Origin of the sequence: Exiguobacterium sp. UBA6309 (assembly GCF_002439205.1) — a bacterium.
Taxonomy (GTDB): domain Bacteria; phylum Bacillota; class Bacilli; order Exiguobacteriales; family Exiguobacteriaceae; genus Exiguobacterium_A.
On record NZ_DJTL01000032.1, the window covers coordinates 136883 to 159995 of the forward strand.

Annotated in this window: 21 protein-coding genes; 9 read left to right on the forward strand and 12 right to left on the reverse strand. The window is 45.6% G+C overall.

Annotated features, from left to right (window positions below):
• Nucleotides 1-25: 25 nt before the first annotated feature.
• Both B3M90_RS11625 and B3M90_RS11630 read right to left on the reverse strand, forming a co-directional pair.
• Nucleotides 26-643, reverse strand: coding sequence for a hypothetical protein (locus tag B3M90_RS11625; RefSeq protein WP_023467259.1), 618 nt, complete (start codon nucleotides 641-643; stop codon nucleotides 26-28).
• A 50-nt stretch (nucleotides 644-693) separates the two neighbouring features.
• Nucleotides 694-1071, reverse strand: a complete 378-nt coding sequence (locus B3M90_RS11630) for a hypothetical protein (protein WP_023467260.1) — start codon at nucleotides 1069-1071, stop codon at nucleotides 694-696.
• Nucleotides 1072-1344: 273 nt separating this feature from the next.
• On the opposite strand from B3M90_RS11630, the gene rsgA reads away from it, so the two are divergent.
• Nucleotides 1345-2394 carry a ribosome small subunit-dependent GTPase A gene (gene rsgA / locus B3M90_RS11635; RefSeq protein ID WP_290784208.1) on the forward strand — a complete coding sequence of 350 codons (1050 nt, stop codon included), beginning with the start codon at nucleotides 1345-1347 and terminating at the stop codon, nucleotides 2392-2394.
• Nucleotides 2395-2464: 70 nt separating this feature from the next.
• On the opposite strand, the gene abc-f is transcribed toward rsgA, so the two are convergent.
• The 3 genes from abc-f to pflB form a co-directional block, all read right to left on the reverse strand.
• Entirely contained in the window at nucleotides 2465-4165 is a 1701-nt protein-coding gene (gene abc-f, locus B3M90_RS11640; protein WP_290784211.1) for a ribosomal protection-like ABC-F family protein, read from the reverse strand.
• 274 nt (nucleotides 4166-4439) lie between these two features.
• Nucleotides 4440-5159, reverse strand: coding sequence for a pyruvate formate-lyase-activating protein (gene pflA, locus B3M90_RS11645; RefSeq protein WP_290784213.1), 720 nt, complete (start codon nucleotides 5157-5159; stop codon nucleotides 4440-4442).
• Nucleotides 5160-5193: 34 nt separating this feature from the next.
• Nucleotides 5194-7443, reverse strand: a complete 2250-nt coding sequence (gene pflB / locus B3M90_RS11650) for a formate C-acetyltransferase (RefSeq protein WP_214856475.1) — start codon at nucleotides 7441-7443, stop codon at nucleotides 5194-5196.
• A 339-nt stretch (nucleotides 7444-7782) separates the two neighbouring features.
• Here pflB and B3M90_RS11655 point away from each other — a divergent pair, with 339 nt between their 5' ends.
• From B3M90_RS11655 to B3M90_RS11665, 3 genes are read left to right on the forward strand one after another with little or no spacing between them, the layout of a single operon-like run.
• The gene (locus B3M90_RS11655; protein ID WP_214856477.1) at nucleotides 7783-8211 is read left to right on the forward strand and encodes a hypothetical protein; all 429 of its coding nucleotides are present in this window, start codon (nucleotides 7783-7785) and stop codon (nucleotides 8209-8211) included.
• A 28-nt stretch (nucleotides 8212-8239) separates the two neighbouring features.
• Nucleotides 8240-9412 (forward strand): DEAD/DEAH box helicase, encoded by a 1173-nt coding sequence (locus B3M90_RS11660; RefSeq protein ID WP_035412637.1) that lies wholly within the window; start codon nucleotides 8240-8242, stop codon nucleotides 9410-9412.
• Nucleotides 9409-10053: a hypothetical protein gene (locus B3M90_RS11665; protein ID WP_035412639.1), complete on the forward strand. Its 645-nt coding sequence runs from the start codon at nucleotides 9409-9411 to the stop codon at nucleotides 10051-10053. Before B3M90_RS11660 ends, B3M90_RS11665 begins: the two co-directional genes overlap by 4 nt.
• Nucleotides 10054-10106: 53 nt before the next feature.
• Here B3M90_RS11665 and B3M90_RS11670 read toward each other — a convergent pair whose 3' ends face one another.
• From B3M90_RS11670 to B3M90_RS11700, 7 genes are all read right to left on the reverse strand, one after another.
• A complete protein-coding gene (locus tag B3M90_RS11670; protein ID WP_290758052.1) occupies nucleotides 10107-11894 on the reverse strand; it encodes a GGDEF domain-containing protein in 1788 nt (595 codons plus the stop codon).
• Between the two features lie 10 nt (nucleotides 11895-11904).
• The gene (locus B3M90_RS11675) at nucleotides 11905-13737 is read right to left on the reverse strand and encodes a GGDEF domain-containing protein (RefSeq protein ID WP_290758218.1); all 1833 of its coding nucleotides are present in this window, start codon (nucleotides 13735-13737) and stop codon (nucleotides 11905-11907) included.
• Between the two features lie 180 nt (nucleotides 13738-13917).
• Nucleotides 13918-15819 carry an ABC-F family ATP-binding cassette domain-containing protein gene (locus B3M90_RS11680; RefSeq protein WP_214856481.1) on the reverse strand — a complete coding sequence of 634 codons (1902 nt, stop codon included), beginning with the start codon at nucleotides 15817-15819 and terminating at the stop codon, nucleotides 13918-13920.
• A gap of 1 nt (nucleotide 15820) precedes the next feature.
• Nucleotides 15821-16519, reverse strand: coding sequence for a lysophospholipid acyltransferase family protein (locus tag B3M90_RS11685; protein ID WP_214856482.1), 699 nt, complete (start codon nucleotides 16517-16519; stop codon nucleotides 15821-15823).
• A gap of 78 nt (nucleotides 16520-16597) precedes the next feature.
• Nucleotides 16598-16855, reverse strand: a complete 258-nt coding sequence (locus tag B3M90_RS11690) for a hypothetical protein (protein WP_023467272.1) — start codon at nucleotides 16853-16855, stop codon at nucleotides 16598-16600.
• Nucleotides 16856-16893: 38 nt separating this feature from the next.
• Complete coding sequence (locus B3M90_RS11695) at nucleotides 16894-17199, reverse strand: hypothetical protein (protein ID WP_214856484.1); 306 nt, start codon at nucleotides 17197-17199, stop codon at nucleotides 16894-16896.
• 125 nt (nucleotides 17200-17324) lie between these two features.
• Nucleotides 17325-17492 carry a hypothetical protein gene (locus B3M90_RS11700; RefSeq protein ID WP_290758046.1) on the reverse strand — a complete coding sequence of 56 codons (168 nt, stop codon included), beginning with the start codon at nucleotides 17490-17492 and terminating at the stop codon, nucleotides 17325-17327.
• Nucleotides 17493-17725: 233 nt separating this feature from the next.
• Between B3M90_RS11700 and B3M90_RS11705 the strand changes: the two genes are divergently transcribed.
• The 5 genes from B3M90_RS11705 to map all read left to right on the forward strand — a co-directional run bounded on the left by B3M90_RS11705 (nucleotide 17726) and on the right by map (nucleotide 22883).
• A complete protein-coding gene (locus B3M90_RS11705; RefSeq protein ID WP_214856486.1) occupies nucleotides 17726-18580 on the forward strand; it encodes a CvfB family protein in 855 nt (284 codons plus the stop codon).
• A 332-nt stretch (nucleotides 18581-18912) separates the two neighbouring features.
• Nucleotides 18913-20472, forward strand: coding sequence for a DEAD/DEAH box helicase (locus B3M90_RS11710; protein WP_214856487.1), 1560 nt, complete (start codon nucleotides 18913-18915; stop codon nucleotides 20470-20472).
• A 106-nt stretch (nucleotides 20473-20578) separates the two neighbouring features.
• Nucleotides 20579-20845: a hypothetical protein gene (locus tag B3M90_RS11715; RefSeq protein ID WP_035412663.1), complete on the forward strand. Its 267-nt coding sequence runs from the start codon at nucleotides 20579-20581 to the stop codon at nucleotides 20843-20845.
• A 72-nt stretch (nucleotides 20846-20917) separates the two neighbouring features.
• Nucleotides 20918-22108 (forward strand): EAL-associated domain-containing protein, encoded by a 1191-nt coding sequence (locus B3M90_RS11720; RefSeq protein WP_056063615.1) that lies wholly within the window; start codon nucleotides 20918-20920, stop codon nucleotides 22106-22108.
• A gap of 13 nt (nucleotides 22109-22121) precedes the next feature.
• On the forward strand, nucleotides 22122-22883 hold the full coding sequence (map, locus tag B3M90_RS11725; RefSeq protein WP_023467279.1) for a type I methionyl aminopeptidase: 762 nt from the start codon (nucleotides 22122-22124) through the stop codon (nucleotides 22881-22883).
• Nucleotides 22884-23113: the final 230 nt, after the last annotated feature.

Below are 23113 nucleotides of genomic sequence, written 5' to 3' on the forward strand. Positions count from 1 at the left end.
ATACGCCTCCTTCGTCATGAACTGCTTATTGGTGAATGCGGCGTTCGAGTTCAGCGATACGCGCATCGATATCATCTTCATCAACGGCTGGTTGTTTTGCTTCAGGTTCTTCCGCCGTGAACGGATGTGCTTCTTCTTTTATAGTAGCATTTGGTTCGCGATCTAGCACCTGGTTCATCTTGTTTTTTAAGTTCGAAACGTTTTCGCGCATCATCCATTCGTACCGTTTGTTCTGTAGGTCTTCGAGCTTCAACTTCAATTCGAGGGCTTCACGTTCAAGCTCATTTAACTCACGTTTCGTTTCAGCGACGAGTTCTTCGAAGAACCGGTATTGCTCTCCGTAATGTTTCGATTCGATGGCAGCACGTTCGGCGAGTTGCTGTTCACCGGCTTCGTTTGCGATTTCAACTTGTTTGAAGCGTTTATCGGCTAAATCCTTCGCTTCTTCCTGCTTTTGAGTCAGTTCCAGCAATAATGTCCGTTGACGCTCAAGTAGTCGATCGATCTCTTTTAAATCAGCTTCTGTAGATCGAATATGACGAACGAGCTTTTTAGCAGGTACTTCGCCCTGTTCAGCGGCTTTTTTGACTTCTGTCATCATTTGTGTCGCAAAATCGTTGAGTTGATCAAACACGTTTTTCATGAAAAATTCCTCCTTGAAAGTGGTAAACAGTATGGGTATTATCTTTAAATTTAGAATCGTTTTTCGTCTAAGTCTTTCCAGTCAGCTTCAAAATGTGTTGTTGATGTACGGCGGCGGTTAAAGAGATCTTGAACATTGACACGCTGTAGTTTCATACGCATGTAACCGACGTACAATGCGATGGCTGCTGCGATTCCAATGACTGCCCAGATGTTTGAGAGGGCAAGTCCGATTCCGATGGCTGCTAGAAATCCGAAACCGAGTTTCGCTGGCCATTTGTTCGATTGCATGAACTTACTGATCGAATAGAACGCAAGTAATGCCCCTAAACCAAGTCCGATCATATGCGGTAATGTTCCGATGACGACGGCAAGTAACGCCAGTCCGGCGAGAATCATCACCAATTGTTTTCCTTTCGATTGCTTCATGAGGAAGCCTCCCTTGTGTTGATACCTTTATGATACGGGAGTCCTTCTATTCCTACGACACTCTTTGGACCGTATTTGCTCTCGGGCTTAAGGCGGAGAGAAGGTCTGACTTTAAGGGAAGCGCTATCAGAACCAATGATTCATATGATACTCTATAAGGGAATCGAATCGAGAGGAGTGATGTTGATGAGTGCAACAATCAACGCTAAAAAAGTGACATGTGTCGGAAACCAGGGAGGGGTTTCCCTCCCTTAAATCAGAGGAGGAAACCATTTGAACGAATGGGGTACACCACCTGTCTACGAAACGACAGGAACAGAACGATTAGGACGGATCATAGCCGTCTATCAAACGCATTATCGTGTCATGACGGAAACAGGAGAATCGCTGAGCGAACTGTCTGGTAAGTTGCGTTTCCAATCAGGAACGAAAGCTGAATTGCCAGCGGTTGGAGACTGGATCATTCAAACAGAGCGAGAGCCAGGCAAAGGACGAATCGAACGTGTCTTGCCACGGTCGTCTCAATTTTCCCGAAAAGCGGCAGGAACGGAAACCGAGGAACAAATCATCTGCGCGAATGTTGACGTCGCCTTGCTCGTCATGGCTTTTGGACATGACTTCAACGTCCGTCGACTGGAACGTTATTTAACGGTTGCTTGGGATGCAGGGGTGACACCAATCATCGTCCTGACGAAAAAAAGTTTGATGCCGTCGATCGAAATAGAACTGCAGGCTGTTGAAGCAGTCGCGTTCGGAACACCGATCCTTGCCGTTGATTCTTTGACGGGTGACGGATTAGAGGAACTACGTGCCCAGTTACAAGTCAAGCAAACAATCGTGTTAGTCGGATCGTCCGGCGTTGGGAAGTCGACGCTCGTCAACGCTTTAGCTGGAGAACGGTTAATGGAGACGGGTGGCGTACGGGAAGACGATGAACGCGGACGTCACACGACGACACATCGCGAACTGAAACGACTGGCGAACGGTTTATTACTCGTCGATACACCGGGTATGCGAGAATTGGCCTTATGGGATGGAAGTGACGGTTTATCGTCGACGTTTTCCGATATTGAAGAGCTTGCTGAAAACTGTCGTTTTCGAGACTGTAAACATGAGAAGGAACCAGGATGTGCCGTTCGGACAGCTTTAGAAGATGGAACGCTATCTGCTGAGCGCTGGAACAGCTTCGTCAAGCTAAAACGAGAAATCGCCTATACGGAACGTAAGCAAAACGTGGCGTTGCAGGCGGCGGAGAAAGAAAAGTGGAAAAAAATCCACAAGCAGGCACAAGCGCATACGAAACTGAAGTATCAAAAGCGGTAATACGACTGAAATATGAAAAGCATCTGCAACGGAAACAGGAGTCTCTTTTTCTATGCAGATGCTTTTTTTGTTATTCTTTTGAAAGTGATTCATTTGTTTCTGTATCGAACGGCACATCACCTGTCAAAGCATCAAGACGATGTAGATCGGATTGAGTCGCTTCAGGGTCACTTCGGCGTGCATTTCTTACCACGGCAGTTCCGTCTGGATGATCGTTGAATCCAGTCGTTAAGTCAAACGTCCGGTTCGATAGCCGATCGGTAAAATAACGATCGTGAGAGACGAAGAGGAGCTCACCAGGGAAGACATCGAGGGCGGCTTCGATTTGTTCACGAGTCGCAAGGTCCAAATAGTTCGTCGGTTCATCGAGAATAAGCAAGTGAGCACCAGAAAAATACAGACGTAAAAAGGCGATTCGACATTTCTCACCCATACTAGCGTCGGCAATCGACCGGTAAACATCATCGCGACGGAATAAAAAACAGGCGAGCAACGTCCGGGCGTCCGTTTCACTCATCGTGCCGTACTCAAGTAATGCCTCTAACAACGTACCGGATGTCGGTAAATGGGAAAGAGCTTGTGAAAAATAGCCGGTTTTTAATCGAGGATGGCGGATGACTGTCCCTTGATTAGGAACATATTCGCCCTCAATGAGACGCAGTAAGGTCGTTTTCCCACTTCCATTCGGTCCAATGACAGCAATCCGGTCACCGCGATCGATTGAAAATGAGACATCGTTTAGAATGGTTTTCGTCTCATATCTAAACGTGACGTGTTCGAACGAAACGAGTCGCTTCGCATGAATCGCTTCATGTTCGAATGCGACGTGAACAGTCGGTGCAACTTGTGGTTTTTGTACACGATCCTCGAGTAGACGCTCGAGTTGCTGCTCTTTTGCCTTTACCTTCGTCGCATGTTTAGCAGCCTTCTTTTTCGCATACGGATCGCGTTCACTCGCTTGATTCGAGGCTTTTTGATGCCATTGCCGGTATCCTTGAATCATGCGTGTCAGCTCTTTACGGGTGCGTTCTTGTTTTTCGTACGCTCGTTGTTGCGACAGAGCTTGATGTTCCTTTTGTTCTTTATAGGACTGATAGTTTCCGCTGTATCGCGTTGCCCCTGATTCGGATAATTCAATGACGGCATCAGCCGTTGCGTCGATGAAGAATCGTTCGTGTGAGACATAGAGAATCGAGGTCCGTGACATGTTGACCCATTCCGTGAGCCACTCGAGTGTCTCTTGATCCAGATGATTCGTCGGTTCATCGAGAATGATGAAATCAGGTCGTGATAGAAGCAGACAGGCAAGTTGGAGGCGCGTCTGTTCACCACCGCTTAAACTGGATGCTTTGTGTGTCCAGAGTGCTTCCTCTAATTTGACTTCTTTTAAGACGCGTGCTGCATCTGCTTCCAGCGAGAAGGCGTCCTGATCAATTGCTCGTTGATAAATCGTCAAGTCACCATTCATGGCATTAGCGCGAAGTTGATAACGAACCTCATCCGCTCGTTCGACGACATCAAGAACGGTGTGATCGCCCGCCACAAAGTGTTGTGATAGTAGACCGAGTTTTTTGTAATGACGCTTGATCGAACCGTCAGTCGGTTGAAGTTGATCAGCGATCAAGTGTAACAGTGTCGTTTTTCCGATGCCGTTCGGACCAATCAAAGCGACGTGTTCGCCAGTATGAATATGAAAGGAGACGTCCGAGAAAAGACGTCGTTCGTCGTAATACATTGATAGGTGTTGGATCGTAAGTGTTTCAGTAGGCATAAAAGCAGCTCCTTTAGTGTTCATTTCCGATAAGATGAAATGAAAAACACACCATCCGAAGCGAGCGGATGGTGTGCCGGAGTGTAACTCAAAGAAGGCGATGACCAGAGGATGGTCACACCGAAAAAGAGCAGACTCGTAGCGTCAGACATCCGCAACTGCATTGCGAAAGAGATGATTTCATTCATCAAGCGACGTGTACGAGTGATTGCTTCATTTCGGTGTTGTACCTCCTGTTCATAATCTATGATGTCATCGTAACAAATCGGAAACGTTAACACAAGTACGATTCAAGTAGGGTTTGCGCAGCATCCGTTTCCTCTCGTGAAGGGGGAAGCACATCAGTTAACGGATAAGCAAGACCAAGGTTTTCCCACTTATAGACTCCAAGTTGATGATACGGCAGTACCTCGACGCGCTCGACGTTTCCGAGCGTCCGGATGAACTCGCCGGTCTGACGGAGGAAATGTTCCGACATCGTGATACCTGGAACTAGGACGTGGCGAATCCAGACGGGAATGTTTCGCTCGGCTAGGCGTTTTGCAAAGGCGAGTGTATTGGCGTTACTCCGTCCAGTCAAGACGCGACAAGCAGCATCGTCGATATGCTTGATATCGAGCAGAACCAGATCCGTCGCATCGAGGATCGCGTCGATGTTTTTCGGGACGACGGATCCCGCGGTATCGATGACCGTATGCAGTCCAAGGCGTTTTGCCTCTGTTAAAGCAGCCTCCAAGAATTCTGGCTGAGCGAGCGGTTCACCTCCAGAGAAGGTGATTCCGCCACCCGTTGCTTCGAAAAAGGATCGATAGCTGATCGCTTCTTTTACTACTTCGTCTGCTGAGACACGCCGTCCGCAACCGAACTCCCATGTATCCACGTTATGACAGTATTGACACCGTAGTGGACATCCTTGTGTAAAGACGATGAATCGAATGCCAGGACCATCGACTGTTCCACATGATTCAACGGAATGGATCATACCATAGGTCATCCTGCTCACTTCCTTTCACATACTACACATCATTTTAGAGAGAACCGTGGAACGTACGATTGATGACATCAATCTGTTGTTCACGCGTCAGTTTAATGAAGTTGACGGCATAACCGGATACCCGAATCGTTAACTGCGGATATTGTTCCGGATGCTCCATGGCATCAAGTAACGTCTCACGGTCAAAGACGTTGACATTCAAATGATGTCCTTTTGAAGTCGTACCGCCCATATATCCGTCAAGTAATCCGACCGTATTTCGAATACGTGTGGCTTCATCCTTACCAAGTGCTTTTGGCACGATCGAGAACGTGTAGGAGATACCATCGAGCGCATGTTCATATGGTAATTTTCCGACAGACGTCAAGGCGGCGACAGCACCACGGGTATCACGTCCATGCATCGGGTTAGCACCCGGTGCGAATGGTTCACCCGCACGGCGTCCGTCGGGTGTATTTCCTGTTTTCTTACCATAGACAACGTTTGAAGTAATCGTCAGGACAGACTGTGTCGGGAGCGCATTTCGATACGTTGGATGTTTACGGATTTTCTCCATGAACAATGTCACGAGATCAACAGCCATCTGATCGACCCGTTCATCGTTATTCCCGAACTTTGGAAACTCACCTTCGATCTTGAAATCAACTGCAATCCCATCCGCATCTCGGATCGGGCGGACTGTTGCATAACGAATAGCGGATAGACTGTCGGCGACGACCGATAAACCAGCGATGCCGCATGCCATCGTCCGTAAGATTTCCGGATCGTGTAAAGCCATTTCAATCCGTTCGTAACTGTACTTATCATGCATGTAGTGGATGACATTCAGTGTGTTGACGTACAGTTCTGCGAGCCAATCGAGTTGACGATCGTAAGCCGCCATGACTGTCTCGTAATCGAGTACTTCATCGAGCATCAATGGTGTGACTGGGGCGACTTGAATTTTGAGCTTCTCGTCCATTCCGCCATTGATTGTATAAAGTAATGCTTTTGCAAGGTTTGCTCGAGCACCGAAGAACTGCATCTGTTTCCCGATCCGCATCGCGGAGACACAACAAGCGATGCCGTAATCATCCCCATAAACCGGCAACATCAAATCATCGTTCTCATACTGAATCGAGCTTGATATGATCGACATCTTCGCGCAGAATTCCTTGAATCCGCGTGGAAGCTGAGTGGACCAGAGAACAGTTAGATTTGGTTCAGGTGCCGGACCGAGTGTCGAGAGCGTATGCAGGAACCGGAATGAACTTTTCGTGACATTTGATCGACCATCTTCACTCATCCCGCCAATCGATTCCGTTACCCACGTCGGGTCGCCAGAGAAGAGATCGTTATAGTCCGGTGTTCGTAAGAATTTGACGATCCGAAGTTTCATGACAAAATGATCGACGAGCTCTTGTGCTGTTTCTTCCGTCAAGCGGCCGGTCGCAAGATCACGTTCGACATAAATATCGAGGAACGTCGAGACTCGACCGAGTGACATAGCTGCACCATTTTGTTCTTTGATCGCAGCAAGATAAGCAAGATAGACCCACTGGAATGCTTCTTGTGCTGTTTCTGCAGGGCGGGAGAGATCAAAACCATAGCGAGTTCCAAGCTCGGTCAATTCCGTTAATGCGCGCAATTGTTCATTCATCTCTTCGCGGTCGCGGATCATCGATTCAGAGAGGAAGCCGCCACGTGCCTTCAAGTCTCGCTTACGTTCTTCAATCAAGCGTGCTGTTCCGTACAAAGCGACACGACGATAGTCGCCAATGATCCGCCCACGTCCATAGGCGTCTGGTAATCCTGTGATGATACCGGCTTTACGTGCAGCGCGCATCTCAGGGGTATAGGCATCGAAAACCCCTTGGTTATGTGTCTTCCGGTACTCGCTGAAAATTTTCGTGACGGTCTCGTCTGCTTCAAAGCCATACGCAGCTAAGGCATCATTCACCATCCGAATCCCGCCGTTCGGATGAATTGAACGTTTGAACGGTTCATCTGTCTGTAAGCCGACGATTTTTTCAAGAGAGGGATCAAGATACCCTGCATCATGCGAGAGAATCGTTGATGGTGTCTTGGCATCGACGGCATACACACCACCACGTTGTCGTTCTTCATTCGTCAACTGTAGAATTTGTTGCCAAAGCCGTTGCGTCGCTTGCGTCGGACCGACTAAAAAGTGATCATCACCTGTATATTCCGTGCGATTGAGCCGGATGAAGTCTGCAACATCGATTGTTTTGATCCATTCGCCAGACGTAAAGTTTGTCCAGGCACTCGTTTTTTCTAATAACATGGATACCACTCCTTTAAAATTGAGCTAATGATCAGTTCCTTATGTGAATAGTGTAACAAAAGGAGATAGAGATTCCCTTTACGTTCATGTGAATAATTTAACAAGTGAACAAACGTTGATATGAGGGGTTTTCTTTATTTCTGTACTTATGAAAGAGTGAAGATTAAAAAACAGTTGAAGTCTGGTAAATCAAGATTTTCACGAAACTGTATGAGCTGATTTGAAAAAGATCCACTAGCACAGTTGAAACTGTGAGGAATGTCACGTTACGGTATCTTGTGTTTTTAGGACGTATCGTTGACAATGAAAAAGGGAATATAGAACGTGGAGGTGTGCCAAATGGAGTATGTGTCATTAACGCAACAAGGAGATTATCAGTCGGGAGACTGGGTCTCGCTGAAAATCGGATCGGAAGGTTCGACGCGAACTGGGATGATCACAGAATTTGAAGGTGATGGATTCTGGATTCGGTTTGAAGATGATTTTGATTATGAAGACTTTATCGGCTATGATGAATCGTACTGGATTGCGCTTGTTCGCCGTCCCGTGGACGTAAAAGCGATGTATGCGAGTCTTGCCGTGTATCCGGCACTCGCTGCAGAATTACAGGATCGTGTCATCCAAGGCTTCGAGATTTTAAAGGAAGAAGCCGGTGAAGAAGAAGTCCGGTTCCACATCCGATTGCTCGACGCAGGAAATGAATATACACAGACATTACGGGGATACCGTGATGCATCAGGAGATCATGTCGAATACGTAACGGCATGATGGAATTAAGAGAGTAGGAGAAATCGTTATGAACTTTACAAAACCATTTTTACAGGAAGCATGGGAACGAGCGCGCTTTACAGAGTTGATGCCTGTTCAAGAACAAGCGATTCCGTTGTTGCGCGAAGGAAAAGATGTCCTAGCTGAAGCGCCGACAGGAACAGGGAAGACGCTTGCTTATGTCATTCCAGCTTTAGAAAAGATTGAAGTGGAAGAGCCACACGTGCAAGTCGTCATCACGGCACCAACACGGGAACTCGTCATGCAAATTCATCAAGTCATTCAATTATTTGCTCAAGGAAGTGGTATCAAATCCGGTGCATTCATTGGTGGTGTTGAATTAAAGCGACAATATGAACGATTGAAGAAAAAGCCGCAAATCATCGTCGGAACACCGGGACGTCTCGTCGAGTTGATTGATTCGAAGAAGCTGAAGATGCATAAGGTGAAATTGATCGTTTTAGATGAAGCGGATCAAATTTATGAAAGTGGTATGAGTGACTCGGCGACGCGAATCGCAAATAGTGCGCTACGCGATCGACAACTGGCATTCGTCTCAGCGACATTGCCGGAACGGACAGCAGAATGGGGACGGACGCTTGCGAATGATCCTGAGACGATTCGTGTTGAGCGTGCCGTCAGCACACAAGTGACATTCGGTTATTTGGAGACTTCACGTCGTCAGAAACCGGAATTGTTACGTCGTCTGGCGAACATGCAAGGATCAAAAGTGCTGACATTCATCAACAATCGCTCATTCCTTGGACCATTGAATGGCGAGTTGAGTAAATTCTCACTGAAATACCGGATTTTAGACGCTGAAAAAGGAAAACGAGAGCGGATGGAGACCTTGCGTTCTTATAAAAAGGGAGAGTTTCCTTTACTCGTCACGACAGGTCTTGCGGCGCGTGGGCTTGATATCGAAGCGGTCACACACGTCGTCCATTACGATTTACCGGAGTCGCTTGACGATTTCGTACACCGTTCAGGTCGGACGGGACGCGGAAACGCAAATGGGATGGTACTTGCACTTGTCACGGATCAAGATTTAAAACACTTAAAAACACTTGCAAAGCAAATGGGCGTCGAGATGGAGCCAATGGAAATTTACCGCGGAGAAGTCATTCCGAAACGTGAATTCACAGCTCCTCAGACGATTAAGCGACCGGCTACTCCTCACCGGAAAGGGCGATCGAAATGAAGAACGATCGAAAAGTAATTCCATTTCCGACGACGGTTTCTGAAGCGGAAATGAATGCAGCCTTGAAGAAAATGTATCAGGAAGCAGCAACAGCACGCAGTACGGACTGGGTCGCTTTCATTGAAGAGATTGCGACAGAAGGACGTTGGTATTTAAAAGATGCTGAATTGTTCCGGGACTTATTCGTTGACTGGGCGATCTTCTATGAAACGGATGATCAAGGAAAAACACCGCACGGTCGTTTTCTCGAGCAGATAAAAGACGAGCTATCACCTAGTCTCTATCGCGCCTTGCGTGGATTAGCTGACCCGATGCCGTCGCTGTTTCAAGTCGATGCAGATGGTGTTGTTGATTTAATGTCGAAACAGACGTATCAAACGGATTTGGCTGAGATTGAAGTCGAACCGGGGGATCTGTTGATTGGGAAACTGCTCTATATTTCTGGTAAGTGGCGCTTTGCGATTGCCTACATGAAGGTAGCGCGCGCATTAGTACCAGAAGTCCTCGCTTTGTTGACGGACTTCGTGGATGAAGTGGGAGAAGACGCGTTACTTCGTCAATATCCAGAGTTTTGTGCGGAATTAATCGACTTGCTCCTCGATATCGAAGAAGGTAACATTGCACCAAGACCAGAAGAATAACTCAAAAAACCTAGGACACGTTGACTACAAAAAGTCATATGTCCTAGGTTTTTTCATGGGTCCGCTCGATATAAAGCGACATCATTCTTATCCCGATGTTTCACGCGATACATGGCAAGATCGGCTTGCTTTAAACATGTATCAAGATCGGCCTCATGACACGCTGTCACTCCGATGCTTGCGGAAACGAATAAAGATTGTCCTTTGTAGACATAGGGACGTCTTAAAAATTGTAAAAAGGATTTACATTTTCGGCGTAAGGAGAGTTCATCATCGGCTTGTAAAAGGATCGCGAATTCATCTCCACCGAGTCGATACACGGATTCCGAAGAACTTGTATGTTCGCTCAATCGCTTCGCAACTTCAATTAATACATAATCTCCTGCCTCGTGACCATACGTATCATTTACTTGCTTAAATCCATCTAAATCGACTAAGGCAAGATAATTCTTATCGGAGAGTCGATTTGAGAAATCTCGTTCTAAGGAACGACGGTTTCCGATATTAGTCAAAGCATCATGATAGGCATGGTATTCGATTCTCTTTTGACGAATTTTGCTTTCCGTGACATCATGTAAAATCGTGAATCGTCCCATCGAGGTAGCGGCAATTTGAATTGGAATATCAATGATTTCATAGCGTCGACTTTGTTCATCCTCATACTCATCAACGTTCGTTTCGAGCATCTCTAACAAATGACGCATCGTACGAGGAACATGTTCAATCGTCATATCTGGCAAATGAAACAGACGTTGGGCAGCTAAATTCGCGTACAGCGCAGTGCCGGACTGATCGAGTCGAATCATCGGATCAGGATGACCGAGGAAGAGTGGAATGACCTGTTGTTCACTATCTTGGATTTGTTGTTTTCGATGTTCGATGCGTGAAGCGAGTTGTTCATTTCGTTCATGTAATTGTGCGACAATCAACCCATGTTGACGGGCGATCAAGATTTGTCGAACGATTAGTAGGAATAAGATGATAAAGATGTCGAGTTTTCCACCTTCTTGTTCCACCATGTAGTGGATGAACAAAGGGATGGCCAGTAAAGGAAGCCACGAACGGGGAATGACCGTCGTCCGAGCAGTTCCTTCTTCAATATGATCAACATGCCATAGAATAGCTGCGCTTTGCGCCAAACGAATCAATATCGGGAAGAACACCAGATAATTCGCTGAAAAATCAGGGAAGTAGACACTAGAGACTTCATAGATACCACGAATGAAAATGGATAAGAATAATAGAAATAAGGCCATCCGTGATACCCAATGTATTTCTTGGATGAACGTAAAATAGAAAAAAACGAACAAACCGAGTGATGTGTTCGTAATGACGATGATGGCATAAGGAACAGTCTGAAGCCCAGGGTTCGTCAGTTCATTGAGGACATGGAATGCGACAAGTCCAATGAAAATGACGATAATCGCGGCATCAACGAAAGCAAGTACATGTTGTCCGAGTGTTCGTTTTGTGATGATTCGGTAAAAAATCGCGTATAAGAATACGTAATGGGATATTGAAAATAAAATCAGGCTATAAATAGATGGAATTGGAAAGTCTGAATAGACAAAACGTAATGTCTCAAAAATGGAACCGATATAGGATAAAACCAGTGATCCTAAAGCAATCAGCCAGAAATTTCGTCTGGGTACGACTAATATTTGTTCCTTACGATAAGCCGTAAGGATGAAGTAAGCGATCAACCCAAGTGATACATACTGAAGTACCTGTTCGACAATCCCATTAGAGATGGAAGGAGTCCATGTAGTAAGGATCATTAGAATAAAAGAGATGACGAGCATGGCAGGGAACCAACGGATGAAGTAGTTTGATTTAAGCACGGGATCCCTCCTAACGTTTGATGTGGACAGCGAACATATAGTTATTTTTCTCGTTCTTCTTGATCTGGTACATGGCTTCGTCTGCCCGAATCAATAACTGTTCTGAACTCTTACCGTCTTCAGGGTATAAGGAAATTCCGATAGATGGTGTGATACGAAGCGTATACGTGTTGATATAGAATGGATAATTTAGGATTTCGAGAACGTGTTCGGCAAACTGTCGAGTTTCCGAGGCAGATGCCTGAATGAAGATCAAGAATTCATCTCCACCAAGGCGTGCGACGAGATCAGTTGACGTCATCATTGATTGAAGACGCGTTGCTGTTTCTTGTAGCAGTAAATCACCGACATCATGTCCATAAGTGTCATTGATTTGTTTGAATCCGTCCAAATCTATGAATAATAAGGAGCCATAATCTAGCGTTGGCAGAGTTAGATAGAGTTGCTCCTCGAAGTAACGCCGGTTTGGTAAACGAGTGAGTGAGTCATGGTATCCCATACGTTCTAGCCATACTTCCTGTTGATAGTCTTCTGTGACATCCGCTAAGACGACGAAATAGCGTTGCTGATGTGGAATATCGATGATTGTCGTATTCAAAAAGGTTTCTGGATGTTCCTCCGTAGCAGGTACATGTAGGAGGTGAGCAGGATAGGTCGACTGCTTTTGTTGAAGCAACGGGATGAGCCGATCAAGTTGACGGCGTTGACTCGGTCCGAGCGGTAAATCATTCCATCCTGCTTCTGCAGCGGCTGGATTGACGGATCGAATCTGATACATGTCATCGATTTCAAAAACGATTTCTGGATAAGACAAAAAAAGTGACGTCAGTTCTTTTTCACGCAACTGTAGCAACTCTGTTTTTTGATGAACGATGTCTTCTAGATTCGTTTGTAATGCCGTTGTTTCCTGTAACAACCGAAGATTTTCCCGGTATGAAAAAAGCTGTCGTGTTAAAAATAATAAAAACGTAATACCAATAGACAATAAGAAGAAGGTTCGAGAGACAGGGAAAAACGTAATATAAAGAATTAGCGCAGATAATAAGATGTAAACCAACAGAGAACGCGTAAGTGTCTCGACTCGAATGAGATTTGCTTGCTCCTCACGACTAATGGGAAGTGTACGTGTGTTCAGAAAGGCGATGAGGAACAGACCGCTAAGTGGATATAGCGGAAGCAATAGACCCGATATTTGCGGTTCACCGTTTAATAACAAGGTATAAAACACGAAGTTCGTCATGCCGAGAATGAATGTTCCGAGGACAAGAAAGATAAATCCTGATCGTGATACGTTCCGTCTTAACCCAGACGCGTAGAGTAAAAAAAAGAAAAGCGTCAACAAAATTGTCAAGAAGGCATAAAGTGTCCAACTGATTTGCTCGAGTGTCGTTCGCGTATAAGAGGGAACAAAGCGGAAAATAGCGATATATCCAGCAATCATTGAAACAGCGAATAAAGTCAAGGAATCAAGAATCAATAACTTTTGTTTTTTGAATAATGTCAAATCTAATTGTCGGAAAAAGAAAAGGACCATCATTGTCAAATGAATCGTATAAGGTAAATCCAGCAAGACGTTCAAATTGACATCGTTCCATTGAAAGAAACGTCCAATCATATTCAGGAAATCGCCCAAAAAATAAGAGAAGAAAGCGATGGATAACCACTTGTACGGAAGGGAAGGTTGTTTGAAAGCCGTCGATCGACTAAATAAGAAAATCATGAAAGAACCGCTTAAACTAATGACTGCCGAGAGTTGTAACGAAAGATCTTGTGGCAATAGCCAGAGCAGTATGTAAGTAATGACTAAGTAGAATGCGACGATAGGGTAGATGTTTTGAACCATCCGTTTCACCGAAACTCCTCCTTTCGCAAGCCTTCCTCCAAAACGAAATATGCTATAACATTACCCGATATCTAATATGAATTCACATTTATTTTCATAATTAAAAATAAAAGTAAGAGATGTTTTCTATTTCATAAAAAAAGCGGAGCTCTTCTAAGTGAAGAACTCCGCTTATCGGATTTATTGATGAGATTGGCGATGATTTTCAAATGCCTCGATTTTTTCAGAAAGATATGTCCAATATTCCATTCGCTCGTCAAGCGTCGCTTTGGTCTTTTCGATGGCTTGATACAATTCATTGACCTTTCCGAGATCACTTCCTGCTGAAGCGAGATCAGCCTCTAATTGCTCTAGTTCAACTTCACTCTCTTCAATTTGTTGCTCAATGATAGCCCAATCTTGTTGTTCCTGATAACTTAGTTTCTTTGGCGTCTCTGTTTTTGGTGCTGTAGCAACCTCTGCCGTTTTTTCAACGACGATTGAGGGAACGGATGCTGCCATTTGCTCAAGATAGTCTGTATATTGTCCGTAATAAAAAATGATTTTTCCATCTTCAAATGCAATCAGGCGATCGACGACCCGATCGAGGAAGTAGCGATCATGACTGACTGTGATGACAGTACCTGGGAATGATTCTAAATAATCTTCTAGTACGGATAAGGTCTCGGTATCCAAGTCGTTCGTCGGCTCATCAAGGAAGAGGACGTTCGGTTCTTCCATCAAAATCGTTAACAATTTCAGACGTCGCTTTTCGCCACCAGAAAGCTTGCCGATTTGTTTATATTGTGCTTCCGGTTTAAAGAGAAATTGTTCGAGCATCTGACTTGCTGTGATCTCCTCACCGGCGAGTGTCGTAATGACTTTTGCGATCCGTTCGACCTCATCGATGACGCGGCGTTCGGGATGCGTGAATTCGGCGAATTGACCGTAAAAACCAATCTTCACCGTTTCGCCGTGAATGATCTCACCCGTTGTTGGCTCTAAGCGTTTCGCGAGAATTGAAAGAAGTGTCGATTTTCCACTACCGTTTCGACCAACGATGCCATACCGCTCTTTGCGTCCGATCAGAGCGTCAAACGATTCAAAAAGTGTCCGTTCACCAAATCGGTGCGAGACGTCATATGCTTCAATGACTTTCTTGCCGAGGCGGGTCGAACCGACCTGTACTTCAAGTGTCGCTTCTTCTTCCTCGTACGAAAGGTCTTGTAAAGCATCCACGCGCTGGATCCGGGCTTTTTGTTTCGTCGTCCGTGCTTTTGCTCCGCGACGCAACCAAGCGAGTTCGCGACGGAGGATGTTTTGACGTTTTTCCTCCATAGAAGCCGTCCGTTCACGACGTTCGGCACGTTTTTCAAGAAACGATTCATAGTTTCCGACATAGAAATAAGCTGTTCCATTTGCGATCTCCATCATATGATTCGTGACACGATTCAAGAAATAGCGATCATGAGTGATTAGTAGAATCGCACCACGGTATTCCTTGATTTGAGTCTCAAGCCAGCTGATCGTCTCGGCATCAAGTTCGTTCGTCGGCTCATCAAGCAGGAGGAGATCGGCTTCATCGAGTAAGGCTTCAGCGAGTCCGACACGCTTTCGTTGTCCTCCGGAAAGAGAGCCGATCAACGCGTTCAAGTCGAGGATGCCGAGTTTGTTTAAGATCATTTTTAAACGCGATTCCGTGTCCCACGCTTGCGCGGCATCAACCTCGGTTTGCGCCGTGATGAAGCGGTTGAGTAACGTCTCACTTGTCGGATCGTGTTCGAGCGCTAGTCGTGCCGTTTCGTAGTGGCGCAACGCGTTGATCGTTGGTGTGTCACCCGACAGGAGTACTTCCATGACAGTCCGATCTTCCGGATAATCGGTCGTTTGCGATAGCAAACGGATCCGATAATCATTTGGATGATGGATCGTACCAGCATCTGCTGTTTCTTTGCCTGCTAGAATGTGCAGGAGGGTCGATTTACCGGTACCGTTGACGCCAATGATACCGATCCGGTCACCAGGAGAGACGGAAAACGTGACATCTTCGAAGACAATTTTATCGGCAAATTCTTTTTTGAGATTTTCTACTTTCATTAACATATTAGACACCTTCTACAATCTGTTTGATTTGATGTTCGACCGTCTGGACGAGTTCTTTCTGTGTCATCGTGCTCGGGTCAATCGACGGCAAAATCGTGACTTCGACTGTAGCCGGACGGATCTTACCCGTTTCCTCCATGACACGATAACTACCTGAAATCGCGACTGGTACGACGCGTGCGCCACTTGATGTCGCAAGGGTAAAACTTCCTGCTTTGAATTCCGCCATCGGTCCGCCTTTTGAACGTGTTCCTTCTGGGAAGATGATCATTGATTGTCCGTCCTTGATCGTGTCGACACCAGAGCGGATCGCTTTTAGTGATTGGCGTCGGTCTTTTCGGTCAATCATGACACACCCCATCAGATTCATCCAGACATTAACGATTGGAATTTTATTCACTTCGATTTTTGAGATGAATGCTTTTGGTTTATCGATTTTTCCAAGTAGAATCGGAACATCGAAGTTTCCTTGGTGATTCGAGATGAACACGACAGGTTCATTTGCCGGGATATGTTCATGCCCCGTCACATGGACACGAACGCCAGCGAGTCGGAGGAGAGAGTTCGCCCAGGCGCTCGCTACACGCTGAACGAATGCGTAGCGCACGAGATGTGTTCGACGTTTTGCGGTTGGTAAAAACGGTAAGGTACAGGGTAAGACAAGTCCAAAATAAATGAACCAAATGACAGTGCGGATCATGGTAAAGTGACAACTCCTTTTTTCATTGCTGATGTTATTGTACAAAAAAAGACCAGGTGTCGCACCCGGTCTCCATGATTATTCCCAGTAACGAGGCTCAGATTCCTCTTCGCTTTCTCCAAGTTCGAAAGTGAGGCGACGTGTCGTCGGATCAACGGAGAACGTAGCGTTCGTGTTGTCAATCTGTTTGATTTCCATCGTCTCTTCATCCAAGATGAGAGTCAAGCGGACCTTATCTTCGTGATCTACGAGCAGTACGCCATCTTCCTTCAACCATAAGTCGATGACAGGTGAGTAGCGGAGTGTCCAACCGTTTGATAAAGGGATTTCGTTCATAATGAATCTGTTCCTCCTAGGTGATGAAATCGTGTTCTTTATTTATCATGCTGGTCTGTTCCGGAGAATGCAAGTGGTGTACTCGAATCTCGATTAGGATAGGCAATTTGAAAAGACTGTTCTCGTTTTTTCATGCGTTCGTACTGTTTTTTGACGCGACGGTATTGAATGTATTCAATGTAAGTCAGATAGGACGTACGGAGTAACTGTCGAATCGATGATAACGATAGGCAAATCGCTAACGTAAAGACGAAAACACCAATCGAACTTGTATAATAACCGGTAACAAAACTTAAGTATGTAGTGATGAGACCCGCAATCGTCGTGAATAAGTAGAAGAGCACGTCCGTTTCCTCCTCAAAATTAAAATATAGGTGTGTTCATCTAATTCGAGGTTGAACTTGATTTTCCTTTATCGTCCTGTAAATGTCCGGAAAAAATAAAAAAATCCACACGGAAGGTGTAGATTTTAAGGGCGATTGATTTGCTGAAGCGCTGGTGTCTTCGGAGTCATATCTGTACTGTTTGATCCTTCTGCAAAAACGATTCCAATCGTAGCAAGGAAAGCAAAAAATGCAAAAACCAATGTTTTCGTGAAGCGTCGAGCGAACGAACGCGATTGAATATTATGAAACATTTTTATCCCCCATATTTACCTAAACTAAACCTTCTTTTTCCTGTTATTTAATCATATATCTTTTTTTCAAAAAAATCACGCAAATGTGTTTCGTTCACAAATATGTCACAACTGTCATCGTGGGGTCGATTTCAGAGGTGAACAGAAAAAGAGTATAGTATGGTAGGGAAAGAACAGAAGGATGGTTCGAATGAACTTAAACCAATTCAAATAGAGAGAGGAGATGACCCGAAATGGGATTACGCGCAGGACAGGTTGTCACATTAAAAGTAGAACGTGAAGCAGAGTTCGGAGTGTTTTTGACAGATGGAAATGAAGATGTGTTGTTGCATAACAATGAACAGACACAAAAAGTAGCTCTTGATGATGAAGTAGAAGTCTTCTTGTATCAAGATAATGAAGGACGTTTGGCATCATCGATGACGATTCCAGAAGCTTCATTTGAGGACTATGTCAAGACGACGATCAATGGGACACGCTATAACACAGGAGTGTTCGCGAATATCGGGATTCAAAAAGATGTTCTTGTCTCACTTGACGATTTGCCGCAACGTCGGATGTTCTGGCCGGAAGAAGGCGATCAACTTTTCATTCGTCTAAAACATGATCAAAAGCTTCGTTTACTCGGAGACCCTGCACCATATGCTTACTTCAACTTACGAGCGAAGCCAGCTCCAGAAGAATGGAACAACATGGACGTCGAAGGTCTCGTCTTCTCACAACGCGAACCAGGCGTCAACGTCTGGGTCAACGATCAGTCAATCGGATTCTTGCATGAACGCGAGATGGAACGTTGGCCGCGTCTTGGAGAAGTCTTGAAATTACGAGTGACAAATGTAAAACCAGATGGTACAGTATTACTTTCAGCACGACCACGTGCCTTTGAAGCCATTGATACAGACGCGGAGTTGATTCTGAACCATCTACTTGAACATGATGGTCAGATGCCGTATGGTGATAAGACAGCTCCCGAGACGATCGATGAAGTATTCGGTCTCAGTAAGGCAGCATTCAAACGAGCGCTCGGTCGCCTGTTGAAAGATAAAAAAATAGAAAAAAATGAAACGGGTATTCGGTTGACGCAATAATCAAACCGAGTAAGCCTGCGTTTCGAATAGATAGTAAGGAATTCATCATTTTGGTGGTTGCGGCTGGTTTGATTACCGGCGACCATTTACTGAATATACCCCATCACTAGTGGGGGCACGCGATGACGTTCATCGCACGGTCCGGGCACTTCGCCTTTCCCTCGCCCTTATGGCAACGATTATGATGGTGACTTCCCTAAACATTATTATGAGAGAAACCACTCTATCTTTATGGGATAGATTCTGTTATAATAGGTAGTCGATTGTATTCGTTACGGTAGCGTCTGTTTAGTGGCAGACGCTTTTCATATGACAAAGGAGAGTATTTAGCATTGACAACATTTCGTGAATTAAATCTTAGTGAGGCACTTATCAAAGGTGTCCTAAAAATGGGCTTTGAAGAAGCAACACCAATCCAAGCAGAAACAATTCCAGTCGGACTCAGCGGCGTTGACTTAATTGGTCAAGCACAAACAGGTACTGGTAAAACTGCAGCATTCGGTATTCCAACAATCGAGCGTCTTGACGCAAAATCACGCAACATCCAAGCGTTGATCCTTGCTCCGACACGTGAGCTTGCAATCCAAGTAGCTGAAGAATTGAACCGGATCGGTGAAGTAAAACGCGTTCATGCACTTCCTGTTTACGGCGGTCAGCAAATCGATCGTCAAATCCGTGCACTTCGCAAAAATCCACAAATCGTCGTTGCAACACCAGGACGTTTGATGGACCACATGAACCGTAAGACGTTGAACCTCGATCACGTTCAAACGGTCATCCTTGACGAGGCAGATGAGATGTTGAACATGGGATTCGTCGAAGACATCGAGAAAATCCTCGGTGCACTTCCTGAAACTCGTCAAACACTCTTGTTCTCAGCAACGATGCCACCACAAATTCGTAAAATCGCAGATCGTTTCATGACGACTCCGACACACATCAAAGTCAAGGCGAAAGAAATGACAGTTGAGAACATCGAGCAGTCATTCATCGAATTGAAAGAAAGCCAAAAATTCGACGTCCTTTGCCGTTTGATCGATACGGATTCTCCGGAACTTTCAATCATCTTCGGTCGTACGAAAAAACGTGTTGACGAAATGACTGAAGGTTTGATCCAACGTGGATATACAGCTGACGGTTTACACGGTGACTTAACACAAGCAAAACGTGACCAAGTCATCCGTCGTTTCAAAAAAGGAACGATCGATATCCTCGTCGCGACAGACGTTGCAGCACGTGGTCTTGACATCTCTGGTGTCACACACGTCTATAACTTCGACGTCCCACAAGATCCAGAAAGCTACGTTCACCGGATCGGTCGTACAGGTCGTGCTGGTAAAACAGGATCGGCTGTCACATTTGTTACACCACGTGAATTCGGTCAAATTAAAACAATCGAACGTGTCACGAACAAAAAAATGTCACGTCGTCATGCACCAACACTTGATGAAATCTTAGAAGGCAACTTGAAGCTTGCTGCACAAGAACTCATTAAACGTGTTGAAGCAAAAGACTCAAAAGAATATACGACACTTGCACAAGAACTCTTAGAAGAGTACGAAGCAGTGGAACTTCTTTCAGCAGCACTTAAAGGATTGACGAAAGAGCCGGATGCAACACCAGTCCAAATCTCTTCAATCGAACCAATCCGCGTGAAACGTTTCGGTAGCAACGGTGGTGGAAACCGTCGTCCTTACGGAAACAAAGGTGGAAGTGGAAGCGGCAACCGCAGTGGCGGATACCGCGGAAACAACCCGCGTGGTGGCGATCGTCGTGAAGGTGGTCGTTCATCTTCTTCATCAGATCGTCGTGAAGGCGGTTATGCTGGACGTAGCAACCGTAGCGAAAGCGATCGTAACCGTGGTGGACGCAAACCACGTTTTGAAAAGTAAACGATTCGAACCGATTTGTCACAGACAAGTCGGTTCTTTTTTATGATTTATCTAAGCGGTCATGATAAAATGAGCCATGAACGATAGGGAGAGGGCTGAATCATTCGTGTATACCATTTATGTAGCAGCATCCGTCTGTCTCGTTGCACTGATCGTCGCGACGAAAAAGATTTGTGAGCGGACGACAAAAGGACATTTTCGTTATATTCCGTTAGCGACCTTATTATTTGGTGGCATCATCTTTCTTGTGCTGGCCATTGGTAAGGGCGGAGCTGTTGGGATTCAATACGGTGTTCTGAGTATCATCTACTTGACGGCGACATTCGGTGTGTATTTGTATATCGCAATGCGGAAAGATACGACGTTATCGTAAAACAGGGGCTCTCTCGTTACAGAGAGGCTCCTTTTTTGTTAAGATAGAACAAGAGTACAAGGGGGGAATAGAATGGACGCATTAGATGTCATCGTTCATCCCGAAGAGATAGAGGCGTGGTTTCAACCGATCGTAGGCGCTGCCCCTTTTAAGGTGGAAGGGTATGAAATCCAGTCCCATTTTCGTGGAGAACCGTTAAAACCATTTTTTCAGGAAGATGATGTTCCGATCGAGTATCAGCTCGAAGTCATGGGACATGTCGTCCGTCAAGCATTCCAAAAAGTACCCTCCGATACACAAGCGTTCATCCTGATCCGTTGTCGTCCGGCTTGGTTGTTTGAGAACGGTGGGGAAGATTTCTTGCATGTTTTACGTACGGTCGACTCGTCGTTTCCAAAAGAACGGATGTATGTTACTTTGACGGATGTTCAAGTCGATGATTTTGATCGTCTGGGCCGGATCGTCGCGTACTATCAGAATTCTGGACTGAAGGTAGCGCTGGATCGCGCGGAAGCAACGAGTCTCGAACGCGTCTTTTCGATGTCGCCGGATATGTTGATCGTCGATCTATCTTCAATGATTGAGAAAAAGACCGTCTCAGCATCATATCCGCATCTCTTACAGACGATGGAGCACCTTTGTGATCAGCTTGGAGCGCCACTTTTGTATAAAAACATCAGTCATCTTGGTCAACTTCGATATGCGTGGCAGCATGGTGGACGCTATTACATGGGGAATCTTTTAGGAGAGGCTGCGCCGGAATGGGTCATGACTTGTCCTGGAATGGAGGTCTTGATCCATGAAGTCCCAATGTTCTATAAATATGATCGGGAACAGATGAATCGCCTGTTCCAACTGGAGCAAGACTGGACAGTCCGATTTAATGAGTATTGTCAGTCCTTGAAGTCGGAGCAAGATCTCGATCAATGGTTGCTAATGCTCGCCCGGAAGATGGAGCCGGAATTCATCCGGTTTTACATCACGGACGCGAATGGCTTCCAACAGTCTTCGAATGTCAGTAAAAAGAGTGGCGAGTGGAAACTGTATTCCTTCTACAAGGGATACAACTGGAGTTTTCGTCCTTACTTTATCCGGACGACGGTAGCAATGGAGAGACGGCATAGCGGATATCTGTCGGAACGGTACGTCGACTTCAGCTCGAGTGAACAAACGCGGACGTTTAGTATGCCGCTCAGCAATGGCATGTTCTTATTTGCGGATATCTCCGCAGATTATCTATATCAAGAACGATTGAGTGAATGAGGAGGAAATGAAAGTGTTAGATTATGATTATGAAGCATTACGAGAAATTGGACGCATCGTCGCGATGGCGCGCGACGAGATGGCGGATGCCGTCAAACCAGGAATCACGACAAAGGAACTTGATGACATCGGAGCACGTATTCTGAAGGAGCAGGGAGCAGAATCTGCCCCGATCGTCATGTATGATTTTCCGGGAGCGACATGTATCAGTGTCAACGATATCGCAGCACACGGTATTCCCGGTAAATATGTCATTCAAGAAGGGGATATTGTTAATGTCGATGTCTCAGCTGTGAAGAATGGCTACTATTCGGATACGGGGAAAACAGTCATCGCAGGAGAAGCAAAACGTCCGGAAGATGTCCGACTCGTTGAAGTATCATTGACGGCGCTTGAAAAAGGACTCGAGAAGGTCAAAGCCGGAACGAAGGTCAATCAGATCGGAAAAGCGATCTATGCTGAAACGCGTAAGAGTGGTTTCACCGTCATCCGTAACTTAGCGGGGCATGGTCTCGGGAAGACACTTCATGGTGAGCCGGAATCCATCTCGAACTACTTCAATCGTGAAGAAAACGATCTGCTGAAGGAAGGGCAAGTCATTGCTGTCGAGACGTTCATTTCAACAGGAGACGAGTTCTGTATCGAAGATGAGCGGGATGGCTGGACGTTATACACACCAAATCGGAGCCTTGTCTCACAGTTTGAGCACACTGTCGTCGTCTTAAAGGACGGGTATGAGATTTTGACGAAAGTCGAAGGCAAAGAATCGTTCTAAGAAAAGCTCATATAGTAAAACACGAGAAGGGGGCTGACTCAAAAGTCAGTTTCCACAAAAGTAAGGGTGGCAGAATGATAATCTGCCACCCTTATCTCATAACAAAAAGAATGACGCGTTTCACGCAACTCCTACAGGAAAAAGCGCATCTTTGCGCTGTCAGAGACAAACAAGACCCGCTTTCCTGCTTGAATAAGGCAGGAAAGCTGGCTTGTGTCTCGCCTGAGGAA